The sequence below is a fragment of the Liquorilactobacillus satsumensis genome (assembly GCF_964065465.1).
Taxonomy (GTDB): domain Bacteria; phylum Bacillota; class Bacilli; order Lactobacillales; family Lactobacillaceae; genus Liquorilactobacillus; species Liquorilactobacillus satsumensis.
The window spans coordinates 23,398-44,106 of record NZ_OZ061607.1 but is presented as its reverse complement, the minus strand read 5'-3'; the positions used below and the strand labels follow the sequence as shown (position 1 = coordinate 44,106).

General features: G+C 38.5%; 17 protein-coding genes and 7 pseudogenes. 13 read left to right on the top strand and 11 right to left on the bottom strand.

The window, feature by feature from the left end; genetic code table 11:
* Positions 1-32: 32 nt before the first annotated feature.
* On the bottom strand, positions 33-1,562 hold the full coding sequence (locus AB3Y88_RS12300) for a multicopper oxidase family protein (RefSeq protein ID WP_261909700.1): 1,530 nt from the start codon (positions 1,560-1,562) through the stop codon (positions 33-35).
* A 126-nt stretch (positions 1,563-1,688) separates the two neighbouring features.
* Between AB3Y88_RS12300 and AB3Y88_RS12295 the strand changes: the two genes are divergently transcribed.
* On the top strand, positions 1,689-1,880 hold the full coding sequence (locus tag AB3Y88_RS12295) for a hypothetical protein (RefSeq protein WP_261909699.1): 192 nt from the start codon (positions 1,689-1,691) through the stop codon (positions 1,878-1,880).
* Positions 1,881-2,110: 230 nt separating this feature from the next.
* On the opposite strand, the gene AB3Y88_RS12290 is transcribed toward AB3Y88_RS12295, so the two are convergent.
* Positions 2,111-3,040 (bottom strand): IS30-like element ISLpl1 family transposase, encoded by a 930-nt coding sequence (locus tag AB3Y88_RS12290; RefSeq protein ID WP_261909698.1) that lies wholly within the window; start codon positions 3,038-3,040, stop codon positions 2,111-2,113.
* Positions 3,041-3,066: 26 nt separating this feature from the next.
* Here AB3Y88_RS12290 and AB3Y88_RS12285 point away from each other — a divergent pair, with 26 nt between their 5' ends.
* The 6 genes and pseudogenes from AB3Y88_RS12285 to AB3Y88_RS12260 all read left to right on the top strand — a co-directional run bounded on the left by AB3Y88_RS12285 (position 3,067) and on the right by AB3Y88_RS12260 (position 6,766).
* Positions 3,067-3,636, top strand: a complete 570-nt coding sequence (locus AB3Y88_RS12285; protein WP_261909678.1) for a hypothetical protein — start codon at positions 3,067-3,069, stop codon at positions 3,634-3,636.
* A 46-nt stretch (positions 3,637-3,682) separates the two neighbouring features.
* Positions 3,683-4,180: pseudogene (locus AB3Y88_RS12280) on the top strand (nickase); the annotation flags it as partial.
* A 224-nt stretch (positions 4,181-4,404) separates the two neighbouring features.
* Positions 4,405-4,959: pseudogene (locus AB3Y88_RS12275) on the top strand (SDR family oxidoreductase); the annotation flags it as partial.
* A gap of 41 nt (positions 4,960-5,000) precedes the next feature.
* Positions 5,001-5,660 (top strand): flavodoxin, encoded by a 660-nt coding sequence (locus tag AB3Y88_RS12270; protein WP_261909679.1) that lies wholly within the window; start codon positions 5,001-5,003, stop codon positions 5,658-5,660.
* A 21-nt stretch (positions 5,661-5,681) separates the two neighbouring features.
* Entirely contained in the window at positions 5,682-6,125 is a 444-nt protein-coding gene (locus tag AB3Y88_RS12265) for a hypothetical protein (RefSeq protein WP_261909680.1), read from the top strand.
* A gap of 194 nt (positions 6,126-6,319) precedes the next feature.
* A complete protein-coding gene (locus tag AB3Y88_RS12260) occupies positions 6,320-6,766 on the top strand; it encodes an FAD-binding oxidoreductase (protein ID WP_261909681.1) in 447 nt (148 codons plus the stop codon).
* 14 nt (positions 6,767-6,780) lie between these two features.
* Here the strand turns inward: AB3Y88_RS12260 and AB3Y88_RS12255 are convergent.
* A pseudogene (locus tag AB3Y88_RS12255) lies at positions 6,781-6,927 on the bottom strand (IS30 family transposase); the annotation flags it as partial.
* On the opposite strand from AB3Y88_RS12255, the gene AB3Y88_RS12250 reads away from it, so the two are divergent.
* Positions 6,910-8,052, top strand: a complete 1,143-nt coding sequence (locus tag AB3Y88_RS12250; protein ID WP_354669256.1) for an ISL3 family transposase — start codon at positions 6,910-6,912, stop codon at positions 8,050-8,052. The pseudogene AB3Y88_RS12255 and the gene AB3Y88_RS12250 sit on opposite strands and share 18 nt — an antisense overlap.
* Before the next feature lie 58 nt (positions 8,053-8,110).
* Here the strand turns inward: AB3Y88_RS12250 and AB3Y88_RS12245 are convergent, their stop codons facing one another.
* Entirely contained in the window at positions 8,111-8,416 is a 306-nt protein-coding gene (locus AB3Y88_RS12245) for a type II toxin-antitoxin system RelE/ParE family toxin (protein WP_261909682.1), read from the bottom strand.
* On the bottom strand, positions 8,416-8,667 hold the full coding sequence (locus AB3Y88_RS12240) for an AbrB family transcriptional regulator (RefSeq protein ID WP_261909683.1): 252 nt from the start codon (positions 8,665-8,667) through the stop codon (positions 8,416-8,418). Before AB3Y88_RS12240 ends, AB3Y88_RS12245 begins: the two co-directional genes overlap by 1 nt.
* Positions 8,668-8,826: 159 nt before the next feature.
* On the opposite strand from AB3Y88_RS12240, the gene AB3Y88_RS12235 reads away from it, so the two are divergent.
* Positions 8,827-9,465 (top strand): recombinase family protein, encoded by a 639-nt coding sequence (locus AB3Y88_RS12235; protein ID WP_261909684.1) that lies wholly within the window; start codon positions 8,827-8,829, stop codon positions 9,463-9,465.
* Between the two features lie 670 nt (positions 9,466-10,135).
* On the opposite strand, the pseudogene AB3Y88_RS12230 reads toward AB3Y88_RS12235, so the two are convergent.
* From AB3Y88_RS12230 to AB3Y88_RS12215, 4 genes and pseudogenes are all read right to left on the bottom strand, one after another.
* Positions 10,136-11,313: pseudogene (locus AB3Y88_RS12230) on the bottom strand (IS256 family transposase).
* A 416-nt stretch (positions 11,314-11,729) separates the two neighbouring features.
* Complete coding sequence (locus AB3Y88_RS12225; protein WP_367293449.1) at positions 11,730-12,143, bottom strand: MarR family winged helix-turn-helix transcriptional regulator; 414 nt, start codon at positions 12,141-12,143, stop codon at positions 11,730-11,732.
* A gap of 17 nt (positions 12,144-12,160) precedes the next feature.
* Positions 12,161-13,096 carry an AEC family transporter gene (locus AB3Y88_RS12220; RefSeq protein ID WP_289980713.1) on the bottom strand — a complete coding sequence of 312 codons (936 nt, stop codon included), beginning with the start codon at positions 13,094-13,096 and terminating at the stop codon, positions 12,161-12,163.
* 91 nt (positions 13,097-13,187) lie between these two features.
* The gene (locus AB3Y88_RS12215) at positions 13,188-14,138 is read right to left on the bottom strand and encodes a LacI family DNA-binding transcriptional regulator (RefSeq protein WP_367293448.1); all 951 of its coding nucleotides are present in this window, start codon (positions 14,136-14,138) and stop codon (positions 13,188-13,190) included.
* Between the two features lie 151 nt (positions 14,139-14,289).
* On the opposite strand from AB3Y88_RS12215, the gene AB3Y88_RS12210 reads away from it, so the two are divergent.
* Together AB3Y88_RS12210 and AB3Y88_RS12205 are read left to right on the top strand one after the other, a co-directional pair.
* Positions 14,290-15,627 carry an SLC45 family MFS transporter gene (locus AB3Y88_RS12210; RefSeq protein ID WP_289980710.1) on the top strand — a complete coding sequence of 446 codons (1,338 nt, stop codon included), beginning with the start codon at positions 14,290-14,292 and terminating at the stop codon, positions 15,625-15,627.
* 26 nt (positions 15,628-15,653) lie between these two features.
* A complete protein-coding gene (locus AB3Y88_RS12205; RefSeq protein WP_289980709.1) occupies positions 15,654-17,333 on the top strand; it encodes an alpha-glucosidase in 1,680 nt (559 codons plus the stop codon).
* A gap of 97 nt (positions 17,334-17,430) precedes the next feature.
* Here AB3Y88_RS12205 and AB3Y88_RS12200 read toward each other — a convergent pair.
* A pseudogene (locus AB3Y88_RS12200) lies at positions 17,431-17,637 on the bottom strand (IS30 family transposase); the annotation flags it as partial.
* Positions 17,632-17,811 (bottom strand): annotated as a pseudogene (locus AB3Y88_RS12195) (endoglucanase); the annotation flags it as partial. The pseudogenes AB3Y88_RS12195 and AB3Y88_RS12200, both read right to left, overlap by 6 nt.
* Before the next feature lie 236 nt (positions 17,812-18,047).
* Between AB3Y88_RS12195 and AB3Y88_RS12190 the strand changes: the two are divergent.
* Together AB3Y88_RS12190 and AB3Y88_RS12185 are read left to right on the top strand one after the other, a co-directional pair.
* Positions 18,048-18,221 (top strand): hypothetical protein, encoded by a 174-nt coding sequence (locus AB3Y88_RS12190; RefSeq protein ID WP_134813758.1) that lies wholly within the window; start codon positions 18,048-18,050, stop codon positions 18,219-18,221.
* A 467-nt stretch (positions 18,222-18,688) separates the two neighbouring features.
* Positions 18,689-20,592 (top strand): annotated as a pseudogene (locus AB3Y88_RS12185) (heavy metal translocating P-type ATPase).
* Positions 20,593-20,709: the final 117 nt, after the last annotated feature.

The window sequence follows — 20,709 nt, the reverse complement described above, 5'->3', positions numbered from 1 at the left end:
TCATCTTTTTCTATATTAATATTGTGGGACGTTTACATTTTCATTCCCATTTTTTCATAAGACTGCATACCGCCCATCCAAATCTCAGATGGTTTGACGCCACGTTCTTTAGCCAAGGCCATCATTAACGTATTCATATCCATCAATTTATATTCTTGCTTTGGCTTGGCTGGATCGAATGTTTCAATCTGTGCCATCATACCGCCATCTTCGTGCTCAATGATATGGCAGTGATACATATAAACCCCTGGCAAATCAAAGCGAACCAGCAGCCGAACCGTTTCACCAGGATTCACGCCAACGGTATCTTTGAAACCATGTTCATTTGGATACGGCGCATGCCCATTCCGCGACAAGACTAAGAATTGGGTTCCATGCACATGGAATGGATGAACCATTCCAGGCGCATCATTGCTATTGGTAACATCCCAGTACTGGGCTTTGCCAATTGGTTGAGTGGCATCAATCCGCTGCATGGCAAACTTTTTACCATCAATCGCAACACCTTCGTCCATCCCCTGCATCACAACGTGGCGAACTGGCAAAGCCGGGTCAACCACTGGTGCCTTCACATCGAACAACTTATCAGGCAAGGTAGTCTGATCCGGTTTGAACGCATGAATGCGGAACTTTAGCAATGGCACATCATCCGTATATAAGGTGACCTCGTCGCTTTCATGGTATTGGCCAAAATCAACAATCACTTCGGCACGCTCAGCACAAGTCAGCATCAAATGGGTAAATTTGACCGGCTCCGGTAACAGTGAGCCATCCCCGCCAATTTGCGTAAATGGCAGGTCATCGGAAAAATGCAACCGCCATTCACGGCGATTAGCACCATCCAGAAAACGCAACCGGACCTTTTGCGTGGTGACATCAAAATAGGGATTGATTGTACCGTTAATCATTGCAGTTGGCCCAGCAACACCGTCAGGATCATAATCAGCCCGGTAGTCCCACTGGTTGTTCTCATGAAAACGCCGGTCTTGCAAAATGACCGGAATATCGTCAACGCCATAGTTCCTTGGCAATGGCAGGCTGGCTTCATGGTCGTCTTTGACAATCACCATGGCAGCCAAACCATGCCAAACCTGCTCGGCTGTGGATGGGCACGGATGCGCGTGCAGCCACAAAGTCGTCGCCGGTTGTTCCAATGTGAAGTCGATATGCTTACTTTCACCCGGATAAACAGGCGCATGGCATCCGCCATCAACATAAGGGCCACTGACATTAGCCCCATGCCAATGAAAAGTGGTCAACTCAGGCAGGGTGTTTTTCAGTGTCACATGCGTATGCTGACCACGGCGATACACAATCGTCTGACCTAACAGACTGGTATTATAGCCCCACGTCTTGGTCTTCGCCCCAGGTAACAGTTGCGTTTCCCCAGCCTCTGCTGTCACCGTGTAATAAACGTCGGTCGCCGTCTCTTTATCCGGTTTCAACAACGGCGGCACATTTAAGGGCTTCTCAGGCGCATCACTGACCTCAAGCGGCATGTACCCGCCATCGTGGAGATCAAACGCTGGCTCATCAAAGAAATAGTCCGTATAGGTTTTCATCGTGATTTCCCCCTCTGACAAGAATTTTAACACTTTTTAGGGTTGCCATAAACATAATTTAGAATTAATCTAAAGTAGTATCGAAAAATGGTATAGGTCTTATCCATACACTTGAGGAGGATTTTCATGCAACAAATGTCGAAAACAATGGGCTGGCTCATGCTGGCGTTAAATGTGGTGCTGCTGATTCTAATTGGTACCAGGCACAATATGGCAGCGATGTGGTTAATGGGTCTGATTATGACTTTGGACGCTGTGACAGGGTTAGTTGCCGCTTATCGGCCCCAGTCAAGTCAACAACACGCCCACCAGCACTAGTTTGTTAAGAAGTTGCTGCAAGACCTTTCAAGGAGTCATTGATCGGCGTTATATGTTGGCATATACATATGTTGAATATATCATGTGTCTGTACTTAGATGAACAGTCACATGAAAGAGGGTCGTTTAATGCAGCAACTGTCAATGACGCAGAAACAAACCATGACGTCAGCCTTACGGGTTGAATATTTTTCAACGGCATGGATGGCATTTGAGTGGTAGATTGCAAATTTAATCCGAATTTTTGGACAAATTTGTCAGCATAACCTGATACGGTGTTTGCCAGTTGAGTATTTTAAGCGGTCGCTGGTTAATTTGGAGTAACGTCGTCGTTAAATCTTGAGCACTAATGTGCTCAAAACGAGTCCCTTTAGGATACAAATAACGTAAATTCCGATTGAAGCGTTCATTACTACCACGTTCAGCTGGCGTATAAGCATGGCAGTAATAGGTCTTAATACCATATTGTGATTCAAGTGATACTAGCCCACTAAACTCAGTGCCACGGTCCACAGTAAAGCTGTGCACCGGACCATTAAAAGTGGTTAGGAACTTAGTTAGTGCTTCATTAACAGTCGCTGTCGTCCGATCTTTTAACCGGTATGCCCAAAGGAACCGTGATTTTCGATCGATTAAAGTTAATAAAACTGCCTTACTATGCCCACGAGGACCAACGACTGTATCTAGTTCAAAATCGCCGATGCGCTTACGTTGATTAATCATCATGGGACGCTGTTCAATTGATCGCCCCAAAGATTGATTATATTTGGATCGTTGGTCAACGTTACGCCGTTGGCGTACGCCATGTTCAGGTGGATCATTCAAGGAGAAACCAATTCTCCCCTGATTTAGCCAATTATAAATAGATTTAGTAGCTAGTTTAAATTCGTGAGCAATCATTCCTGATGACCAGCTTAGACGTAAATGGTTGAGAATTTTTTGCTTTAACTCATCGCTCAGCTTAGTTTTCCGACCACATCGTGATCGCTTGTATTCGGCATCTGTTTGTGCTAATTCAGCCTGATAAGGTTGACATCGAGATAATTCATAAGAAATTGTTGACGGTGATCGGTTCAGCCGAACGCCCATTTGGATATTGGACAGCCCTAGTTCACAAAAGGTTTCGATTTTAATTCGTTCGGAATAGGTTATACTAGACAAAAGATCAGCTCCTAAAAGATGGGTTTGTGGTAAACACCATTTTAAAGGAAGCTGATCTTTTTTGTCCGAACAGCGTTCGGATTAATTTTACAATCTACCAAACGGGATTGTATTTTTATTTAGTAATTAGTTTAATCACTATTATTTGGTTATTTATATCTTTAACAACACCTAAACCGAAAAATATTATAGTTGCTGCACAGAGAAGTCAACTTTCGGTTCAGTATAAAGCTAGACCGGAAACAATACAACCAGGTACGATTTTAACAGAATATGTTAACCTTCATGCCTCCGCCAACTATTTTTCTGTGCAGATTCATGATAAGTCAATGGTGAAAGTATCATTGCAAAATCTTAAAACCCACCAAAAATTTATCTTTGATGATACAGGATCAGTATACAAATTGAGACATCAACTTTCTACTGGATGTTATCAGCTCAAAGTTAGCAACAGCAGTAGCAAGCCACAAGTTATTGATATTGTGCATACGTACCATTACTATTTAAATAAGTATCCACTAGTTGTTAATGGAAAAGCAAGTAAAACAGCTTCTTTTATTTTTACAGCCATGAAAAAAAATAACTTTGTACGGTAAAAATTTAGTCTGTTTATAGTCTGCTTAGGAAAAGGTAATCAGGGTAGTTGAGCAAGTCATTCGAACCGAATACCGTGCTTTTTACAAATGGTAATTTAGATGATTTTTCACTAGTTAGACAATAACAGGGTTATGCAACCGTGATATATTATGATCCAGATTTAAAACCCTGTAAGGTTGAAATGATTGGACAATGGCAAGAAAAACCATCAATGATTTTTAGTACCCAAGAGCATCAACAAGATTTAGTTTATTTGTCTAGTCAACTTAGCTTAGTTCAGCTAGAAAAGGCACCACATACCGTATCTTAAAGCATGACAAAACTAAATAAATTTTTCTTGGTGAATGTAAAACTGATCTTATTATTAAGACTAGTTAGATTGAGAAAATTTAAAAACAATTAAAAGAGCAACAAGATATGGACGATCAGTACGAAAAACAAATATAGGATGTTATCAACCATTAAACTACAAACCGGTTAGCCTAAAGACAACTTTAATGCTGCATTATTAACGCACTAGGTGAAGATTACAAGCAACAAAAATAAAATACAAAGTAGGAAATAACGAAAAAGCGACGGCAACATCAGATTTAACTGATCGGAAATTGGGCAGTTCTAATTCACAAAAGGATGCGATTTTAATTCTTTTAGAATGGTTATACTAGAAAAAATACCAGCCCTTAAAGAATGTGTTTGTGGTAAGCACATTCTTTAAGGGCTGGTATTTTTTCTAAAAGCGTTCAGATTAATTTTACAATCTACCTTGGGAGCTTGAAGAAAATAAAGCACTCGTGTCATTGGCCAAAAAGATTTATGGACATGTTGATGTAATCTTTTTAAATGCTGGCATTATGCCCATCGCTCCTCTATCAGCTTTAAAAATTAATGAGTGGAATAACATGATTGATATTAACATTAAGGGAGTTTTAAATGGTATTGCTGCTGTTCTGCCAGAATTTATAGCTCAGAAGTCAGGACATATTATTGCTACATCATCTGTTGCCGGTTTAAAAGCTTATCCAGGCGGTGCCGTTTATGGCGCAACCAAGTGGGCAGTTCGTGATTTAATGGAAGTTCTGCGTATGGAATCAGCGCAAGAAAAAACGAATATTAGGACCGCTACATTATATCCGGCAGCTATCAATACTGAATTGTTGGGGGCTATTACTGATAAACAATCAGCTCAAGATTTTGATTCGATTTATGAACAATATGGTATCACACCAGATCGAGTTGCATCAGTTGTTGCTTTTGCGATTGATCAACCAAACGATGTCAATGTTAATGAATTTACTGTTGGGCCAACAACACAACCTTGGTGATCAAGTAAAAAAACAAAGATAAGAATGAAGAAGGCAATCAAATGCGAAAAGTAGTTTTTGCTGTACTTTGTTCTTTTCTTTTTATTCTAGTAGTAGTTATCGACATCAATCAAGGTTACACGCATTTTCGAGATTCAAATGATATTCGTTCTGCTACTAAAAGGAAAGGGACGACGTCATCAGCTAGTAGTCAAAAGAAACCTTTAATTATTTATTTTTCACGTTCCGGAACTAATTATCCAAATGTTCATCTCAAAATCGGACATACAAAACAACTGGCGATGTTTATTTCAGATAAGACTCATGGAGACCAATATGAGATTGTTCCTGCCAAACCATATCCCAAAAATTATCAGAGAACTGTTGATCAGGCACAAAGAGAACAGCAAAATAATTTGAGACCATCAATAAAAGGAAAGCTTCATGATGTTTCTAAATATCGAACAATCTTTATTGGTTATCCTATTTGGTGGAATGAGCCCCCTATGATTGTTAGAACTTTTATGGATCATGAGAATTTAAACGGTAAGACTATTATTCCGTTTTCAACAAATGAAGGATCGGGATGGGGTGATTCATTACAAATTATAAAAAGATATTATCCACAATCTCATTTTTTAAAAGGCTTTTCTGTCACGGGATCAGCAGTGGATAATGATCATAGTCGTGTGAATAGATGGTTAGCTAAACTCGGTTATTAAATTGAATAGGGAGTTGACAGTTTGTTAAAAAGATACCCTTTGGCATTATATACTCTTTGGTTCACAGCGATGGTAATATTTCCACTACCTTTAATTCTGTTGATTAACCATACAATGCTTACTTCTAGCATCAATCAATTGTTTTTGATTGACATCGGGGTAATTGCCTATTCTTGGTGGCTTTTTGAAGTTTATTTATCGCTGAGACCTAGATGGCTGGATCAATTAATTGGACTTCCTGCATTATATTTTGTGCATAGTTTTCTTGGCATTGGAGCTCTGTTACTCGGATTTATTCACTGGCATTATTTATTATCTATGGATCAATGGATTACTTTGTCAGGTGAGGCAGCTTGGTATATGGCCTTTGGGGTTGCCCTTTATTCAATCTTCTTTATGTCCGGTTGGATTGTAGATCATTTTAAGATAGCAAATGATATAAAAAGAAAATTACAAGTTTTTTAAAACATGAATTGTCTCTTTGGATCCATCGTTTAAACCTTTTGGCGATTGTATTAATTCGGTTGCATGTTCATCTTATTGGTAGGATTAATATCCATACTTCATTTATGTTGTTATTTGACACGTATACATTTGTGATTATTAGTAGTTATTTGTGGCATCACGTAATTTGTAATAGAAATACGTCTTTAGGATATGTGTTTGATACCGTAAGCATTAGTCCAACAGTAATACAAGTACAAATCAAACTGACAAACAATGATGTAATATATCAAGCCGGTGATTACTTCTTTTTATCTTTTGAAGGTGTTAATGGTATCTCCAGTGAGCCGCATCCATTCTCTGTTACCAATATTCCCAATATAGATCATCCAATTGTTTTTACGATTCGTAAACTAGGGGACTTTACACAGAGCTTAAGTACTCTAAAAAGAGGGGATAAAGTATTGTTGGAAGGGCCTTTTGGACAATTTTCATCAATCATTGAACAAGATAAAAGTCAAGCACCGCTTATCATGATTGGTATGGGCACTGGTATTGCACCATTATTGGGATTGGCACAGCAATATATTAAAAGACGAAAAATTAGAGTCATTTGGACAACTAAAAACAATTTTGAACAGTATATTGATTATCAGTCTTGAAATGTCAAATTAAGTTAGAAATAACATAACTGTTTATCTGTGATATTTTCCATGAATACCTCAATTGGTGTTTTATAATTTAATGATTTTCTTGGAATATGATTACGCCGGCTACTGACTTGTTGAACTAAAGCATTTGGTAAATTGCGAAAATCCATGCTCGCCTTAGTTATCAGTTTTCTCGTTGCCCTCACTGTGGTTTTGCATCGCTGATTAAAAATGGTACTACTTTGACAAAACTCCGTTTGCCGACACTCAATGGCCCAATGAATTTATTGTATCTGCGAAAACAAAGTTATTTTTGTAAATCTTGTCAGACTACTTGTGGTGCCAACACTCCAATCGTTGAAAAGAATCATTCTCTTACCAGAGGTCTCAAATCTGCTGTTGTTAAATTAGCCAAACAATCACTCCCTGTTACGACGATTGCCAAACTAGTCGGGATCTCTCCTAGTTCAGTTACACGGATTTTATATCATGATTTTCAAAGGCCTCAGCGCCTAGCCAAACTTCCTGAACATCTTTGTTTTGACGAATTCAAATCAGTTGCCAGATCGTATTCATTTATTGCCATCGATGCCAAAAAACACAATTTGATCTCAATTCTTGATGACCGCTTGTCTAAAAATATTTGTGCTTACTTTGAAAATCGCTATTCTCTAGAGGAACGTTCAGCTGTCAAATCGGTTGTCATTGATTTAAATGCCAATTACCAGCTTTTCATCAGACGACTTTTCCCGCATGCTAAAATCATTATTGATCGCTTTCACATTGTTCAATTGGTAAATCGGGCTTTCGATCAGCTTAGGGTTACAATTTTAAAGCAACAAAGCGATAAGTATAGCCGGATTTACAAAGCTTTAAAAATCAATTGGCGTTTGTTTCATAAAGATACTGAAAAAATCAATCGTTCAAAAACACAATACTTCAGAGGGCTTAACGAATATATGACGCAACAGAACCTGATTGATTTAGGGCTTAGTACTAATTCAAAGCTTAAATACACCTATGAAACAGCTCACCAAATCCAAGAAGCAATTAAAAAACAAGATTCAAAAAAGCTCAGACAAGTTCTAACTAATTACCAAAAACAACAATCTCCAATGGATACTTCAATTACAACCCTAAAGAAAAATCTAAAATATGTTTCAAACAGCTGTGAATCATCACTTTCCAATGGACCTATCGAAGGAATCAATCGTAAAATCAAAGCACTTAAACGGATCTGTTACGGATTCAAAAACATGGATCATTTTTATGCCAGAATTCTTTTAATTGTAAAATAAAGAAGCCCCCTATTCAGAGGACTTCATGGCTTCACCAATACGATTTGACGGAGACCCCTTAAAAGCTAACTTTCATCTGTTTAGTGTTATATAGTGAACCTATCTCAACTTTTTTCTGGTTAACTCTATAAAAGAACGCGTAACTTTTACCTATGACTACACGGTATGTTGGTTGATTAAAACCATATTTTGTTGCTATATTTTCGGCTAGGTATGGATACCGTTTCAACGCTTCTGTACTTTTATAAATACTAGAAACAAACTCGCTGATTTTATCATCTGATAGTTCAAGTTTTTGTTGCCAATATGATATTGTAGCTTCTAATGATTTTTGAAATGATTCTGAATATCTTAGTTCATACATTATTTGCCCCAACCATATTTTCCAAACTTTTGTTTCATAGCTTCTTCATTAATCCATTTTCCTTTTTCAAAATCCTCAAAGCTTTTTTCAATCATTTCTCGATCACGTTTGATATTTATAGATTCAAGATCTAAAATCAATTTTTGACCATCTTGTTTGTACTCTATTTTATCTCCTTCGTTTAGGCCAAGATATTTAGGGAAAATGCTACCAGTGGAATTTCCAATTCTACGTATTGTTAGTTCAGGCATATTTATGCACCTCTTTTTTCTTTAAATTATAACATGTTATAACATTGCTGTAAAATGGTTAAAAACTAATAAGTGTGCGTTTGGAGTGTACCCTATTGTAACTATCTAGAAAGTGCATTATTATTAGTTACATATAAGTGACCCGGAGGTGCTCTGAAAATGACTAAAATTGGTTATGCGCGTGTTAGTACCCGAGATCAAAATCTAGCACGCCAACTTGAACAACTAAAAAGTGCTGGAGTGACCAAAATCTTCCAGGAAAAAATTTCTGGTAAAGATGCTGATCGTCCCCAGCTGCAAAAAATGCTGAACTATTTGCGTGATGATGATGAAGTAATTGTCGTTAGCTTGGATCGCTTAGGTCGTAACTCTAAAGATCTGACCGATATTATCGAAGCAATCCGCCGCCAAAACGCTACATTAAATGTTTTAAATTTACCAAGCTTTGCTGGCGTTGAGGATCCTAATCTACGAAACCTGATTACTAACATTATTGTTGAGCTTTACAAATATATTGCCCAGGAAGAACGCGAAACAATCCGCGAGCGCCAACGACAAGGAATTGAGATTGCTAAAAAACAAGGTAAGTATAAAGGAAAGGTCCGTGAGTATGGGCCCAATTCCCCTAATCGCCAAAAGCGTTATATTTACAAAGAAGCTTGTAAGCTGTTAGACCAAAAAAAAACCGGCAAAGCTGATCTCACGAAGAGACAGATTGCCAGAATGTTAGGGATTGCTCCCATTACTTTGTATCGGATTGAAAAGTATCATGCAGAGGAGGAAAGGTTATCCCTATAGTTCGTTTTCTTTGGTACACTTGATAAAAAAGTTAATGGAGTTGATTTTATTGAATAATGATCACGTAAGTATACCCTTCTTTTAGAGCTTCAACTTTGCGTTCATCTAATTAATGGTCTTGTTTTTAAAAACCATGATTCATCATTTTCAAAAATCATAAATAGCGCTGAACTATCCAGCAAAACTTGATAACCATCATCAGATTTATCAACTTTAATATCTCTAGATTCAATTTTTAAATTATTGTTTGCTATTACACTTGAAATACAGTTTCTTATTTCTTCTGAAATCTGATCTTCAGAAGCACTATTAAGTGTCCTACTAATGCTTGAATGAACTACACCATACAGTAGACCCTTAACATGGGGGTTTCCGAAAATAGTACCTGAAAAAAGGGAGCATTTGTTGTCTTCTAATATGAAATACAAACTACATAAATGTAAATATATATAGTTCAAATATTGGCCAAGGACTATTAGGTTTATTACCTTAGGGGATTCCCTATCGTCAGTGAAGTCAATTGGTAAATTATATTTACCTCTTACATCAGTTGTGTATCTAAATTCATCACTTTTTGGACTTAGCTTATCAATAGACTCTATAATATCAAAAAGGGAGTGTCAAGAAGTTTGTGTAAATGGGAATCCCTTTCCCCTGTAAAATTAAACTATTAATCGAAAAGTGATTCTAACGTGTCTTTGACTTGACCAAAACCACGATGACTACGATTAAAGTATTTTTCGTTGTAGCTTATGACTTGAACTCCGATAAAATTGTCTAAAGATTTTTCGTTTGGAAACTGTTCTTTGGGTTTGGTCCTGCGTTTAATTCTTTTGTTCAGTGATTCTAAGATATTGGTTGAATAAATTGTTGGTCGAATAGCAGGAGGAAAGCTCAAGAAAGCTAAGAGTTCATTTTCAATGGATTTAAGTTGCTGGATCAGATTAGAATACAGTTTCTCCCAAGCACCATAAAAATCATTTAAGATCTTGTGTGCTGCAGTTACATCGGTCGCTGAATGCAATTCTTTAAAATCATTTAAGATTGCTTCACGATCTTTTAAACGCACATGCGAACCAATATTACGCATAACATGTACTAGGCATCTTTGGAATTTGGCTTTCGGGAAAGCGTGCAATAATGCTGGCTGCAGACCAACCATTCCATCTGCGATGATCAACTGGACTTGCTTTAATCCTCGTTGTTTAAGATCTTCTGCCATTTCTGACCAAACTCCTGCGTTTTCACTTGGAGCGATTCGATAATCAAGAACTTCTTTGATGCCGACAGGTGTAATACCTAAAGCAATATAGACTGCCTCTCTTTGAACTGAATCACGGCGTAGAGGTAGGTAAGTTGCATCTAAGAAAAGACAAACATAGTTTGCCTTAATAGCTCGTTGATGAAAAGCTTCAATCTGTTTTGTTACCTGAGCAGTGATATTAGAAACAGTAGTAGGTGAATAATAAGAGCCATACATTTTTTCAATCAAATCTGCAATTTCACGGGTCGTAACGCCCTTGGAATAAAGCTGAATGACTGTTGTTTCTAAAGCGTCCTGACGACGAGAATAGGCTGGAAGCAGGTGGTTATGAAAATGGCCCTTACGTCACGCGGCACAGCAATCTTCAACTTACCATATTCAGAGTCAATTAAGCGATAATACTGGCCATTGCGAGAATTGCCCGAATTAAAGCCGCAGCGGTCATAAGGATCATAACCAAGCAAAGCTGTTAGTTCAGCTTGCAAGATTCGATTAATAGCTGTTTCGAGTTGTTGACGAAAAAGTTCTTTAACATCGCCATTTGATAATAGAGTTTTGGTTAAATCTTTGGTAAACTGGTCCATGGGGAATCCCTCCGTTTTGGTTTGGTTTGACGATTTAATCATACGGGGAAGGGGTTCCCTTTTCAATAGGATTTTTATTCATTTACACAAACTATTTTATACTCTCCAATCTAACAAAAAATAACTACTACTCATTCTTATCATATAAAATTTTCTAAAGTCCATTTTATTATTAACGACACCAAAGTTTCCAGTCAACATAAATTATTTAGTTGAGATAAAATGCTAAATATAGAGCTAAAAACAAGCACTTCAGGAGGTTTACTATGTATCATCTTTTAAAACTAATTCGTGGCATTCTTTTATTACTACGAGATCTAACCCTTCAACGACCAGTAATTTCTATTGTCATTGCCTTATTATTAATTTTAATTGCCCTTTGGGGATTTTGGCGGCAAAAAAACCACTTTTAAAAATCAGTAATTAAGTTTCTTTACTAAAGATAACAGTTGTTCAACTTCACTGGCTGTTAAATGGCCAAAATAATTAGCAAAAATAGTCGTATCTCGCTTTGACAATTCTTGTAATAAAGAATTACCTTTGTTAGTAATTTCAAGTTGATAAGTTCGGTGATCTGTTGCTGTTTGCCGAGTAATCAACTCTTTATCGACCAACACTTTTAGCGTCCGGCTAACAGCCGCTGGCTTGATATTTAGAATTTGGGCTAATTTCTGTGAGCTTTCTCCATGATAGCGTTTAATATTGACCAAAAGTTGATATTGTGAAGCATAAATATGATAATTTTTCAGTTCCTCATTTAATAAATTATTAATCCTTCGTGCTGATTGATTAAGCGCATGCGTTAAGTCTTTTTGAATTGCTGCTTGCAAATACTCCAGCTCCTTTTTCAAAAAAATTTCCGACTGATAATAAATACTAATGGAATAGTGATCACACTCAACAAAGTTGATAAACTCATTAGAGTGATTGCCGGCGATGGGTCTTCATGTTGCTGCAGTGTAAATAACACAACAATTCCGGCAACTGGACAAGCCATCATCAAAACAACTGCCGCTTGAGCCATTCCGGTAATTCCTAAAAATGAGATAACCACTACTGTCAACAATGGATAAATCAAATTCCGTAAAAAAACTGCTGCTACCAACTCCCAACTCAAACGGCAATCTTTTAAAGTGATATTAGCAAAACTATTACCAATTACCAACATTGATAGTGGTGTATTAATTGCACTGATATCGTTAATCAATTGCTTTAAAATTCCTGGAAGTTGCAGTGAACTAGCAAAAATTAACCCACCTAGCAAAATTGCTATAATGTTAGGATTAAATATGACCCGAAAAAATTCTTGCTTGATTCCGATTTTACTTTCTTCTTTGTTAAATAAAGCAACTCCATGAGTCCAATTAAAAAGATTAAAAAAGACAATCGGTACTACTGCATAAAAAACACCCCGATCACCAAACAACGAACTGACTAGCGGAATTCCAATGAAACCAGCATTTGAATAGATGCTGCCAAATTTTGTAATTCGCTGCAACCGTGGATCCGTAACTGCATGAAAGATCAACTTTGAGCACAAAATCTGCAATGAATAGATAATCAGCATTGAACTGGCAATCAATAATAACTGATCTAAACGCTGAGCTGAATAGTGAATTTCAAAAGATTTGATAATTAAACAAGGTGAAACTAAATATAATAAAATATTAGTTAAATCATTAGCAGTTTGTTCATGAATAAATTTTATCTTGTTGGCCAATAAGCCTAATAACATTAAACAAAACATCAAAAAAATTTGATTAAACAACAGCCCTATATTCATGTGACCGTCTCCCACTTCCAAAAAATTAGTTAACTAGTTAACAGTTGTAATAGTGGGATTTTGAAAACAACTTGTCAAGACCGCATTAGATTCATTTCTCTTCTAATGCTCGAGTTGTTTGTGCAATTGATAATTGTGGGGGAATTAAAGTTGACTTTCCAGGGCGTTTTTCAATCATTCCTAACAGCAGTTCAACCATTGATTGGGCAATTTTTTTAAGCGGTTGCTGTACCGTGGTTAAGTGTTGTAATGAAATCTGATTAATAAAGACGCCATCAAAGCCAGTTACTCCAACGTCAGCGGGAATTTTAATACCCAAGTGTAAAAGTTGTTGTAAAGCTCCAATTGCAATCCGATCAGTGGCCGCAACAATCGCACTATTATCAGTTATAATTAATTGCTCGATTAGGTTGGCTGCTGTCTGTTCAGTATTATCGATCCGAAAAATAGTTGGCATTTTATTTAATTCCGTCATGGCTTGCAAATACCCTTCCTCACGCGAAATCGCAAAAGCCTCGTTCAAATCAAGTCCAAAATAAAGCAAGTTTTGATACCCACACTTTGCTAAATAGTGTGTCATTTGATAGGTGCCTTGGAAATTATCAATATCAACATATTTAATCGTTTGATCAAGCTGACCATAAGATACGATCGGATCAGATGACTTGGTTAATAATGGCAAGTCTTGTTGTCTTGCACCGCTGACAAAGGTTCCATCAACTTGACTAGAATGATCAGTCAAATCATGACTAATCTCCAATGTATAACCTTGTTCACGCAAATAATCTGCAATATATAACAATAGCTTGGCATAGTATGGATCGACTTGTTGAATATCTTCTAAAATTAGAAATTGAATAGCAAATTGGCGTTGCTGTGATAAAGCTTGTCCAACTCGACTAGGCTTATAACCTAACTTGCTAATAGCTTGCTGAACAGCTTGTCTGACTTCATCTGAAACCTGTTCGGGATAATGCAACACTCTTGAGACCGTCATCGTTGAAACATGTGATTCTTTGGCAACATCAGCTAATGTTATCATGAACCTCACCTCCAAAATTATTTTACTATACTCTGTTAGCCGAAAAATCTTGTTAGCGCTAACAGAGTTTTAAGCGTTTTCGAAATAAAATTAGCGTGCTACAATTAATTTGTGAAATCGATTTCAACTATTTATTTTAGGAGTGTCTACAATGGAAAACAAAAATAAAACTACTTTGCCTAATTTGCCATTATCCACCATTTGGATGTTAAGTTTTGGTTTTCTCGGAGTTCAAATGGCGTTTTCTTTACAAAGTTCTCAAATGGGAAGAATTTTTCAAACTCTTGGAGCAGACCCAACCAAGCTTGGCTTCTTCTTTATTTTACCCCCATTAGCAGGAATGGTTGTCCAACCAATCGTTGGCTATTTATCTGATCGAACATGGAGTAAACGCTTTGGACGGCGAATGCCTTACTTGCTAGTTGGCGCTTTAGTCTCAGTTATTGTAATGTTTTTATTACCAAATTCAGGCAGTTTCGGCTTCAAAACTTCAACTGCCTTATGGTTTGGCGCAATTGCTATTTTATTTATGGATTTGAGTTCAAATGTTGCTATGCAGCCATTTAAGATGGTTGTTGGTGATATGGTCAACGAAAAGCAAAAATCATATGCTTATTCAATTCAAAGCTTTTTGTCCAATACCGGTTCTGTTTTAGCAACAATTTTTCCTTACCTTTTGACAGCTATCGGTGTGGCTAATACAGCAGCTGCAGGTCAAGTTCCTGATTCTGTTCGAATTTCATTTTATGTAGGAGCAGTAATTCTGGTTATTTTTTCTTTAATTTCAGTTTTTTCAGTCCATGAATATGATAATGATACTTACAAGAAATATCATGGTGTAGCTTTAAATGAAGACAACGCTAACGAAAAAAGCAAAAGTATGCTGCAGTTATTAAAAGAAGCACCAAAAACTTTTTGGAGTGTTACTTTAACTCAATTTTTCTGCTGGATGGCTTTCCAGTATCTTTGGACTTATGGTGCTGGCGACGTTGCGGCAACAGTCTATCATGCTGCTGATCCAACCAGTTCTGGTTATCAAGCTGGTGCTAATTGGTTTGGAATCTTATCAGCCGTTTATGCAGTTGCTGCTGTTATCTGGTCACTGGTTTTATCAAAAATTCCGGCTGGTAAAAATAAACTTGGCTACACCTTATCATTATTTTTAGGTGCAATCGGCTTTATTTCAGTTTTCTTCATTCATTCACAATTTGGCTTGTTATTCTCATTTATCCTGATTGGTATCTCATGGGCTGGCATGATGGCTTATCCTTTCATTATGGTTACCAACGCACTTGATGGTTATTCACATATGGGAACTTACCTTGGTCTATTCAATGGTTCAATTTGCTTACCACAAATTGTTGCTTCAGTCGCTTCGTTTGCAATTTTTCCAGCAGTTGGAAGTAAATTTCCTGCAATGATTTTAATCTCAGGAATTTTAATGTTAATTGGTAGTCTTTCAGTTTCATTAATTAAAGAAAAAATATAAGATAGAGAAAAAGGGAGCTGATTTAGATGACAAATACTCGTTGGTGGAAAGGTGAGATTGTCTATCAAGTTTATCCACGTTCATTTCAGGATACAAACAATGACGGAATTGGTGATCTACAAGGAGTCATTCAGCATTTAGATTATCTAAAATCACTGGGAGTTACCATGATTTGGCTTTCTCCTGTTTACCAATCACCGATGGTCGACATGGGATACGATATTTCCGATTATCAAGCAATTGATCCGCAATTTGGTACTATGGCTGACTTTGACCAACTGTTGGTCGAAGCCAAAAAAAGAGGAATCAAATTGATTATGGATTTAGTTGTCAACCATACCTCAGATCAACATACTTGGTTCAAACAAGCATTGGCCGATCCAAGCAGTCCTTATCGTAAATATTATATCTTCAAAAAAACTACCGATGGAAAAGTTCCGAATAATTGGCGCAGTATTTTTGGCGGTTCTACTTGGACAGAGGTCCCCAATGAGCCCGGAACTTATTATTTTCATACATTTGCTCCGCAACAACCGGAACTAAATTGGGAAAATCCTAAATTACGGCACGCAATTTATCAAATGATAAATTGGTGGCTCGATAAAGGAATTGCTGGTTACCGAATTGATGCGATTACTCACCTGAAAAAGGATCTTGATTGGGCTAGTCTACCACCAGACGGTGATGATGGTCTAGTTGCTGTAACTAAAAAGGGGCAAAACCGACCTGGTTTAAATAAGTTCCTTGATGAATTAAAGGCAGCTACTTTTGATAAATATAATGCCGTTACAGTAGGTGAAGCCTATGGTGTTCCGGCAGGTGATTTACCACAATTCATTGGTCCTGATGGCTATTTCTCGATGATTTTTGATTTCAGTTACCTTAATATTGATATTGCCAATGTTGACGAATGGTATCGTGGTAAGGCTGACTGGTCGATTAAAGAGTTGAAAGACACCATCTTTTCGGCCCAAAAATCAATTAAGCAAGCTGGTGGCTGGACGGCCAATGTCTTAGAAAACCATGACCAACCTCGCGTTCTATCAAAACTAATTCGCAACAAAGCTGAACAAACTCCTCAAGCTGCCAAAGCTTTAGCGGCCATGTACTATTTCTTACCAGGAGTTCCATTCATCTACCAAGGTCAAGAAATTGGCATGAAGAACTTTCAGCGAACTAAAATTTCTGAGTTTAATGATGTTTCATCAATTAACAATTATCAAATGGCTCTCAAAGCTGGCTTCCAGCCACAACAAGCACTAGAGCTTTTAAATGATCGTTCTCGTGATAATGCTCGGACACCAATGCAATGGGATAATACCAGCTTTGGTGGTTTCTCAAGGACTCAGCCTTGGTTAAGCATGGGAAATGATCGCCAAAAAATTAACGTAACAGATGAAAATTTAGATCCTACATCTGTACTGAACTTCTATCGAGCAATGGGAAAATTACGGCATAATCCGCACTATCGGTCAACCTTAATCGATGGCAAATTAATTGAACTCCCGGTTCCTGATGACGTCATCGCCTATCAACGCCAACTGGGAGAACAAATAATTAGTGTTTTCGTTAATTTGTCTGCCGAAAGTCAAAAAGTCTCCCTTCCTACCGGCTCACTTCTACTTAACAGTCAAACCAACTTAGTTCAAGATGCTACTAATTTAATTTTGCATCCTTATCAAGCGGTTGTTTTTGAAACGGATTAAAATTGTTTTCAAGCGGTAACTACAAAGTCAAACCTTTTAACTTTGTAGTTACCGCTTTTTTAGATTCCTTCTTATTTTTAAAAGGTAGATTGCAAATTTAATCCGAATTTTTGGACAAATTTGTCAGCATAACCTGATACGGTGTTTGCCAGTCGAGTATTTTAAGCGGTCGCTGGTTAATTTGGAGTAACGTCGTCGTTAAATCTTGAGCACTAATGTGCTCAAAACGAGTCCCTTTAGGATAAAAATAACGTAAATTCCGATTAAAGCGTTCATTACTACCACGTTCAGCTGGAGTATACGCCAACGGCAAGAATGTCAACCGCACATAACTAGCATCAGTGACTTGAAAATCGATTTCAGCACCCAAATTAGTGCTATACATCACGTCTCGATCCGCAATTTGCTTGACCGCCCAACGCCCCTGAAAGTATGCCGGCATCAAGGGTTGATTGGCCTGCGTTATTTGATAATCCACGTTTTTCCCTCCTATACCTCTTGTTTACTCAAACTCGATCATCCTATTTATTCTTCCGTTAACTTGTCATGAAACATGGTTAAAACGTGTTATTTAGTTGGCTTACTGTTCGTCAGCCGATGTGCGTCCTATGCCGACTTCCTGGGCTGGGTGCCAATTGCTGGAACGTAAGCCGACGTCGATTTGAGCTAACGCAGGCTTCAGTGGCACCGAGCACGTTTCGGTAAGCCGCTCGAATGGCTGATAAACAACCACCGAACTTAGCGCAATTTATCGTTGACTATTTTGATACTGGAACTTTAAACAAAGTGTTAGGTGCATTAGCACTTTGTCGGGAGATTAAATCTTACTACGCTGATTCAGAATTAGTGAGTTATCTCAATATCAATTTCAGTCTGACAGTCGATTGACACAATTACCGGTTATGAAAAGCAACGACAAAGCCATCAAATGTTAGGTACATCTTTGTCCGCCATTCGAACACTGTCCCGACTGGAAGGCGTTTCGGCCAATGCTCAGCGGTGAAATTCCACTTAGCAAGCGTCCTTGGCTTGGTTAGTGGAAGACCAGTATTTAAGACGTGGTCTTCGGCTTAAATCTGTGTCCACCGCGTTCCAGCAATTGGCAGAAATTCCTGGAAGTCGGTGTAGGACGCGCCAACTAAGCAATTTTACGCTAACTCGGACTTTTTCCAGCGGGCCTAAGCTGGCTGCTTTTGGATTTAAAAAATAGCACGTTTTAATCATAATCACTGTCAGCAATAATCAGCCCATCCGAAATTAATACTGTTATTTTGCAAAACTTGACGCCTATCAAGTTGCCATCAAGCTGAACTCACTATACTAGGGTCATCAAATCAAATAAGGAGTTGCAAATTATGAAATTCCAATTATTTCTCACTAAACATACGAATCAAATTACATTAGTTACGGGGATTCTGATTGTTCTTGGGATGCTCAGTAAATATCTCTTACAATTTACGCTCGGTTACCAAGTCATTTTAGCAGTTGCTTCAATTATTGCCGTCATTCCGATTGCGGTTCGTGCTTGGAGCGCACTTCGGAACAAAGTTTTCAGTATTGAACTGTTAGTTAGTATCGCAGTGATTGGGGCATTCATTATTGGTGAATTCAACGAATCCGCAATCGTTACTTTCCTCTTCTTGTTTGGCTCCTATCTCGAAAACAAGACCTTGCAGAAGACGCGGACCGCAATCAAAGGCTTGACTGACATGTCACCAACTACCGCAACTTTAGTTACTGATGATGGCACCGAAGAGGTCGACGTTGATGATGTGGACGAAGGTGACGTTGTCCTAGTTAAAACCGGGAGTCAGGTTCCCGTTGACGGGATTGTTGTTGAAGGTAACGGCTACCTTAACGAAGCCTCAATTACGGGTGAAGCACGCCAAATCAACAAGCAACTCAAGGACTCGGTTTACTCCGGAACAATGGTTGAAAATGGCTATCTGAAGATCAAAGCGACTCAGGTTGGCGACGACACGACTTTTGCAAAAATTATTGAATTGGTTGAAGAAGCTCAAGATACCAAGTCCAAAGCTGAAAAGTTCATCGACCGCTTTGCTCAATATTATACGCCTGCTGTCCTCGTTTTAGCAGTCCTAGTCTTCGCCTTCTCCCGTGACTTCCGCTTAGCAATCACTGTACTAGTTCTCGGTTGCCCAGGTGCCTTAGTTATCGGCGCCCCAGTGTCAAACGTTGCCGGAATTGGGAATGGCGCCAAGCGCGGTATCCTGATCAAGGGTGGTGAAGTCGTCGATACTTTTGCCAAAGTCGATACCCTGGTCTTCGATAAGACCGGTACTTTAACGGAAGGTAACACTGCCGTTACAACCATGCACACTTACACAAACAATGCGGATAATCAACTAGCTATCGCCGCCGCTATTGAGGGGGTTTCCGACCATCCGTTAGGCCAAGCAATCGCCAGTTATGCCGACCAGCAGTCAGCGGGGGTGCTCCCGTCCTAGATGACACTGAAACCGTTAAGGGCCAAGGAATCTGCGCACAAGTCGGTAAGCAAGAAGTTGTCATTGGTAATCAAAAGATGTTGACAGCTCATAATATCAAACTAAATCCTACCCAACTCAAAGATCTCAATGATTTACAAGCTGTTGGTCAATCAACCGTTATCATGGCAGTCGACGGACAAGTTCAACTCATCTTCGGTATTGCCGATACGATTCGTCCAGGCGTGAAGGATTCCCTCGCCGCATTAAAAGCCCAAGGAATCAAAAAGCTCATTATGCTAACTGGAGACAATGAACTCACCGCTCAAGCCGTTGCTAACGAATTGAACCTAGATGAAGTTCACGCCAACCTCTTGCCAGAAGAAAAAGTCGAATACGTTAAGAAACTAAAAGCAGCCGGTAACACGGTCGCCTTTATTGGAGATGGAATCAACGACAGTCCTTCAATCGCTAACGCCGATATCGGAATCGCAATGGGTAGTGGGACTGATGTTGCCATCGACACATCCGATGTCGTCTTGATGCAATCAAGCTTCCCCGCATTAGTACACGCCCACGGTCTCGCCAAGAAAACTGTCTCGAACACTCGTGAAAACATCTTCATCGCCATTGCCACCGTGGCCTTCCTACTGATTGGGCTAATCTTCGGTTATATCTACATGGCCAGTGGGATGTTTGTCCATGAAGCTAGTATCTTAGCCGTTATCTTCAACGCTATGCGGTTAATCAATTTCCAAACCAGGTTCGACAAGCACCAACCAACTAAAACCATTCAAGCAGCCACAGCTTAATCAAGTCTCCCCAACTTGGTTACAGGCCTAGCCACCAATAGCGGCCCACCAACTAGTCTTCCCAGCTAGTCGGGGGGCCGTTTTAGGACTGGTCACATCTGGACAAATAACTTTCTT

What these genes read in the sequence shown, in the direction of transcription:
- AB3Y88_RS12205 (WP_289980709.1), top strand. Translation starts at nt 15,654, where the DNA reads ATGACAAATACTCGTTGGTGGAAAGGTGAGATTGTCTATCAAGTTTAT.
- AB3Y88_RS12210 (WP_289980710.1), top strand. Translation starts at nt 14,290, where the DNA reads ATGGAAAACAAAAATAAAACTACTTTGCCTAATTTGCCATTATCCACC.
- AB3Y88_RS12300 (WP_261909700.1), bottom strand. Translation starts at nt 1,562, where the DNA reads ATGAAAACCTATACGGACTATTTCTTTGATGAGCCAGCGTTTGATCTC.
- AB3Y88_RS12295 (WP_261909699.1), top strand. Translation starts at nt 1,689, where the DNA reads ATGCAACAAATGTCGAAAACAATGGGCTGGCTCATGCTGGCGTTAAAT.
- AB3Y88_RS12190 (WP_134813758.1), top strand. Translation starts at nt 18,048, where the DNA reads ATGGCTGATAAACAACCACCGAACTTAGCGCAATTTATCGTTGACTAT.
- AB3Y88_RS12215 (WP_367293448.1), bottom strand. Translation starts at nt 14,138, where the DNA reads ATGATAACATTAGCTGATGTTGCCAAAGAATCACATGTTTCAACGATG.
- AB3Y88_RS12220 (WP_289980713.1), bottom strand. Translation starts at nt 13,096, where the DNA reads ATGAATATAGGGCTGTTGTTTAATCAAATTTTTTTGATGTTTTGTTTA.
- AB3Y88_RS12235 (WP_261909684.1), top strand. Translation starts at nt 8,827, where the DNA reads ATGACTAAAATTGGTTATGCGCGTGTTAGTACCCGAGATCAAAATCTA.
- AB3Y88_RS12240 (WP_261909683.1), bottom strand. Translation starts at nt 8,667, where the DNA reads ATGCCTGAACTAACAATACGTAGAATTGGAAATTCCACTGGTAGCATT.
- AB3Y88_RS12270 (WP_261909679.1), top strand. Translation starts at nt 5,001, where the DNA reads ATGCGAAAAGTAGTTTTTGCTGTACTTTGTTCTTTTCTTTTTATTCTA.
- AB3Y88_RS12245 (WP_261909682.1), bottom strand. Translation starts at nt 8,416, where the DNA reads ATGTATGAACTAAGATATTCAGAATCATTTCAAAAATCATTAGAAGCT.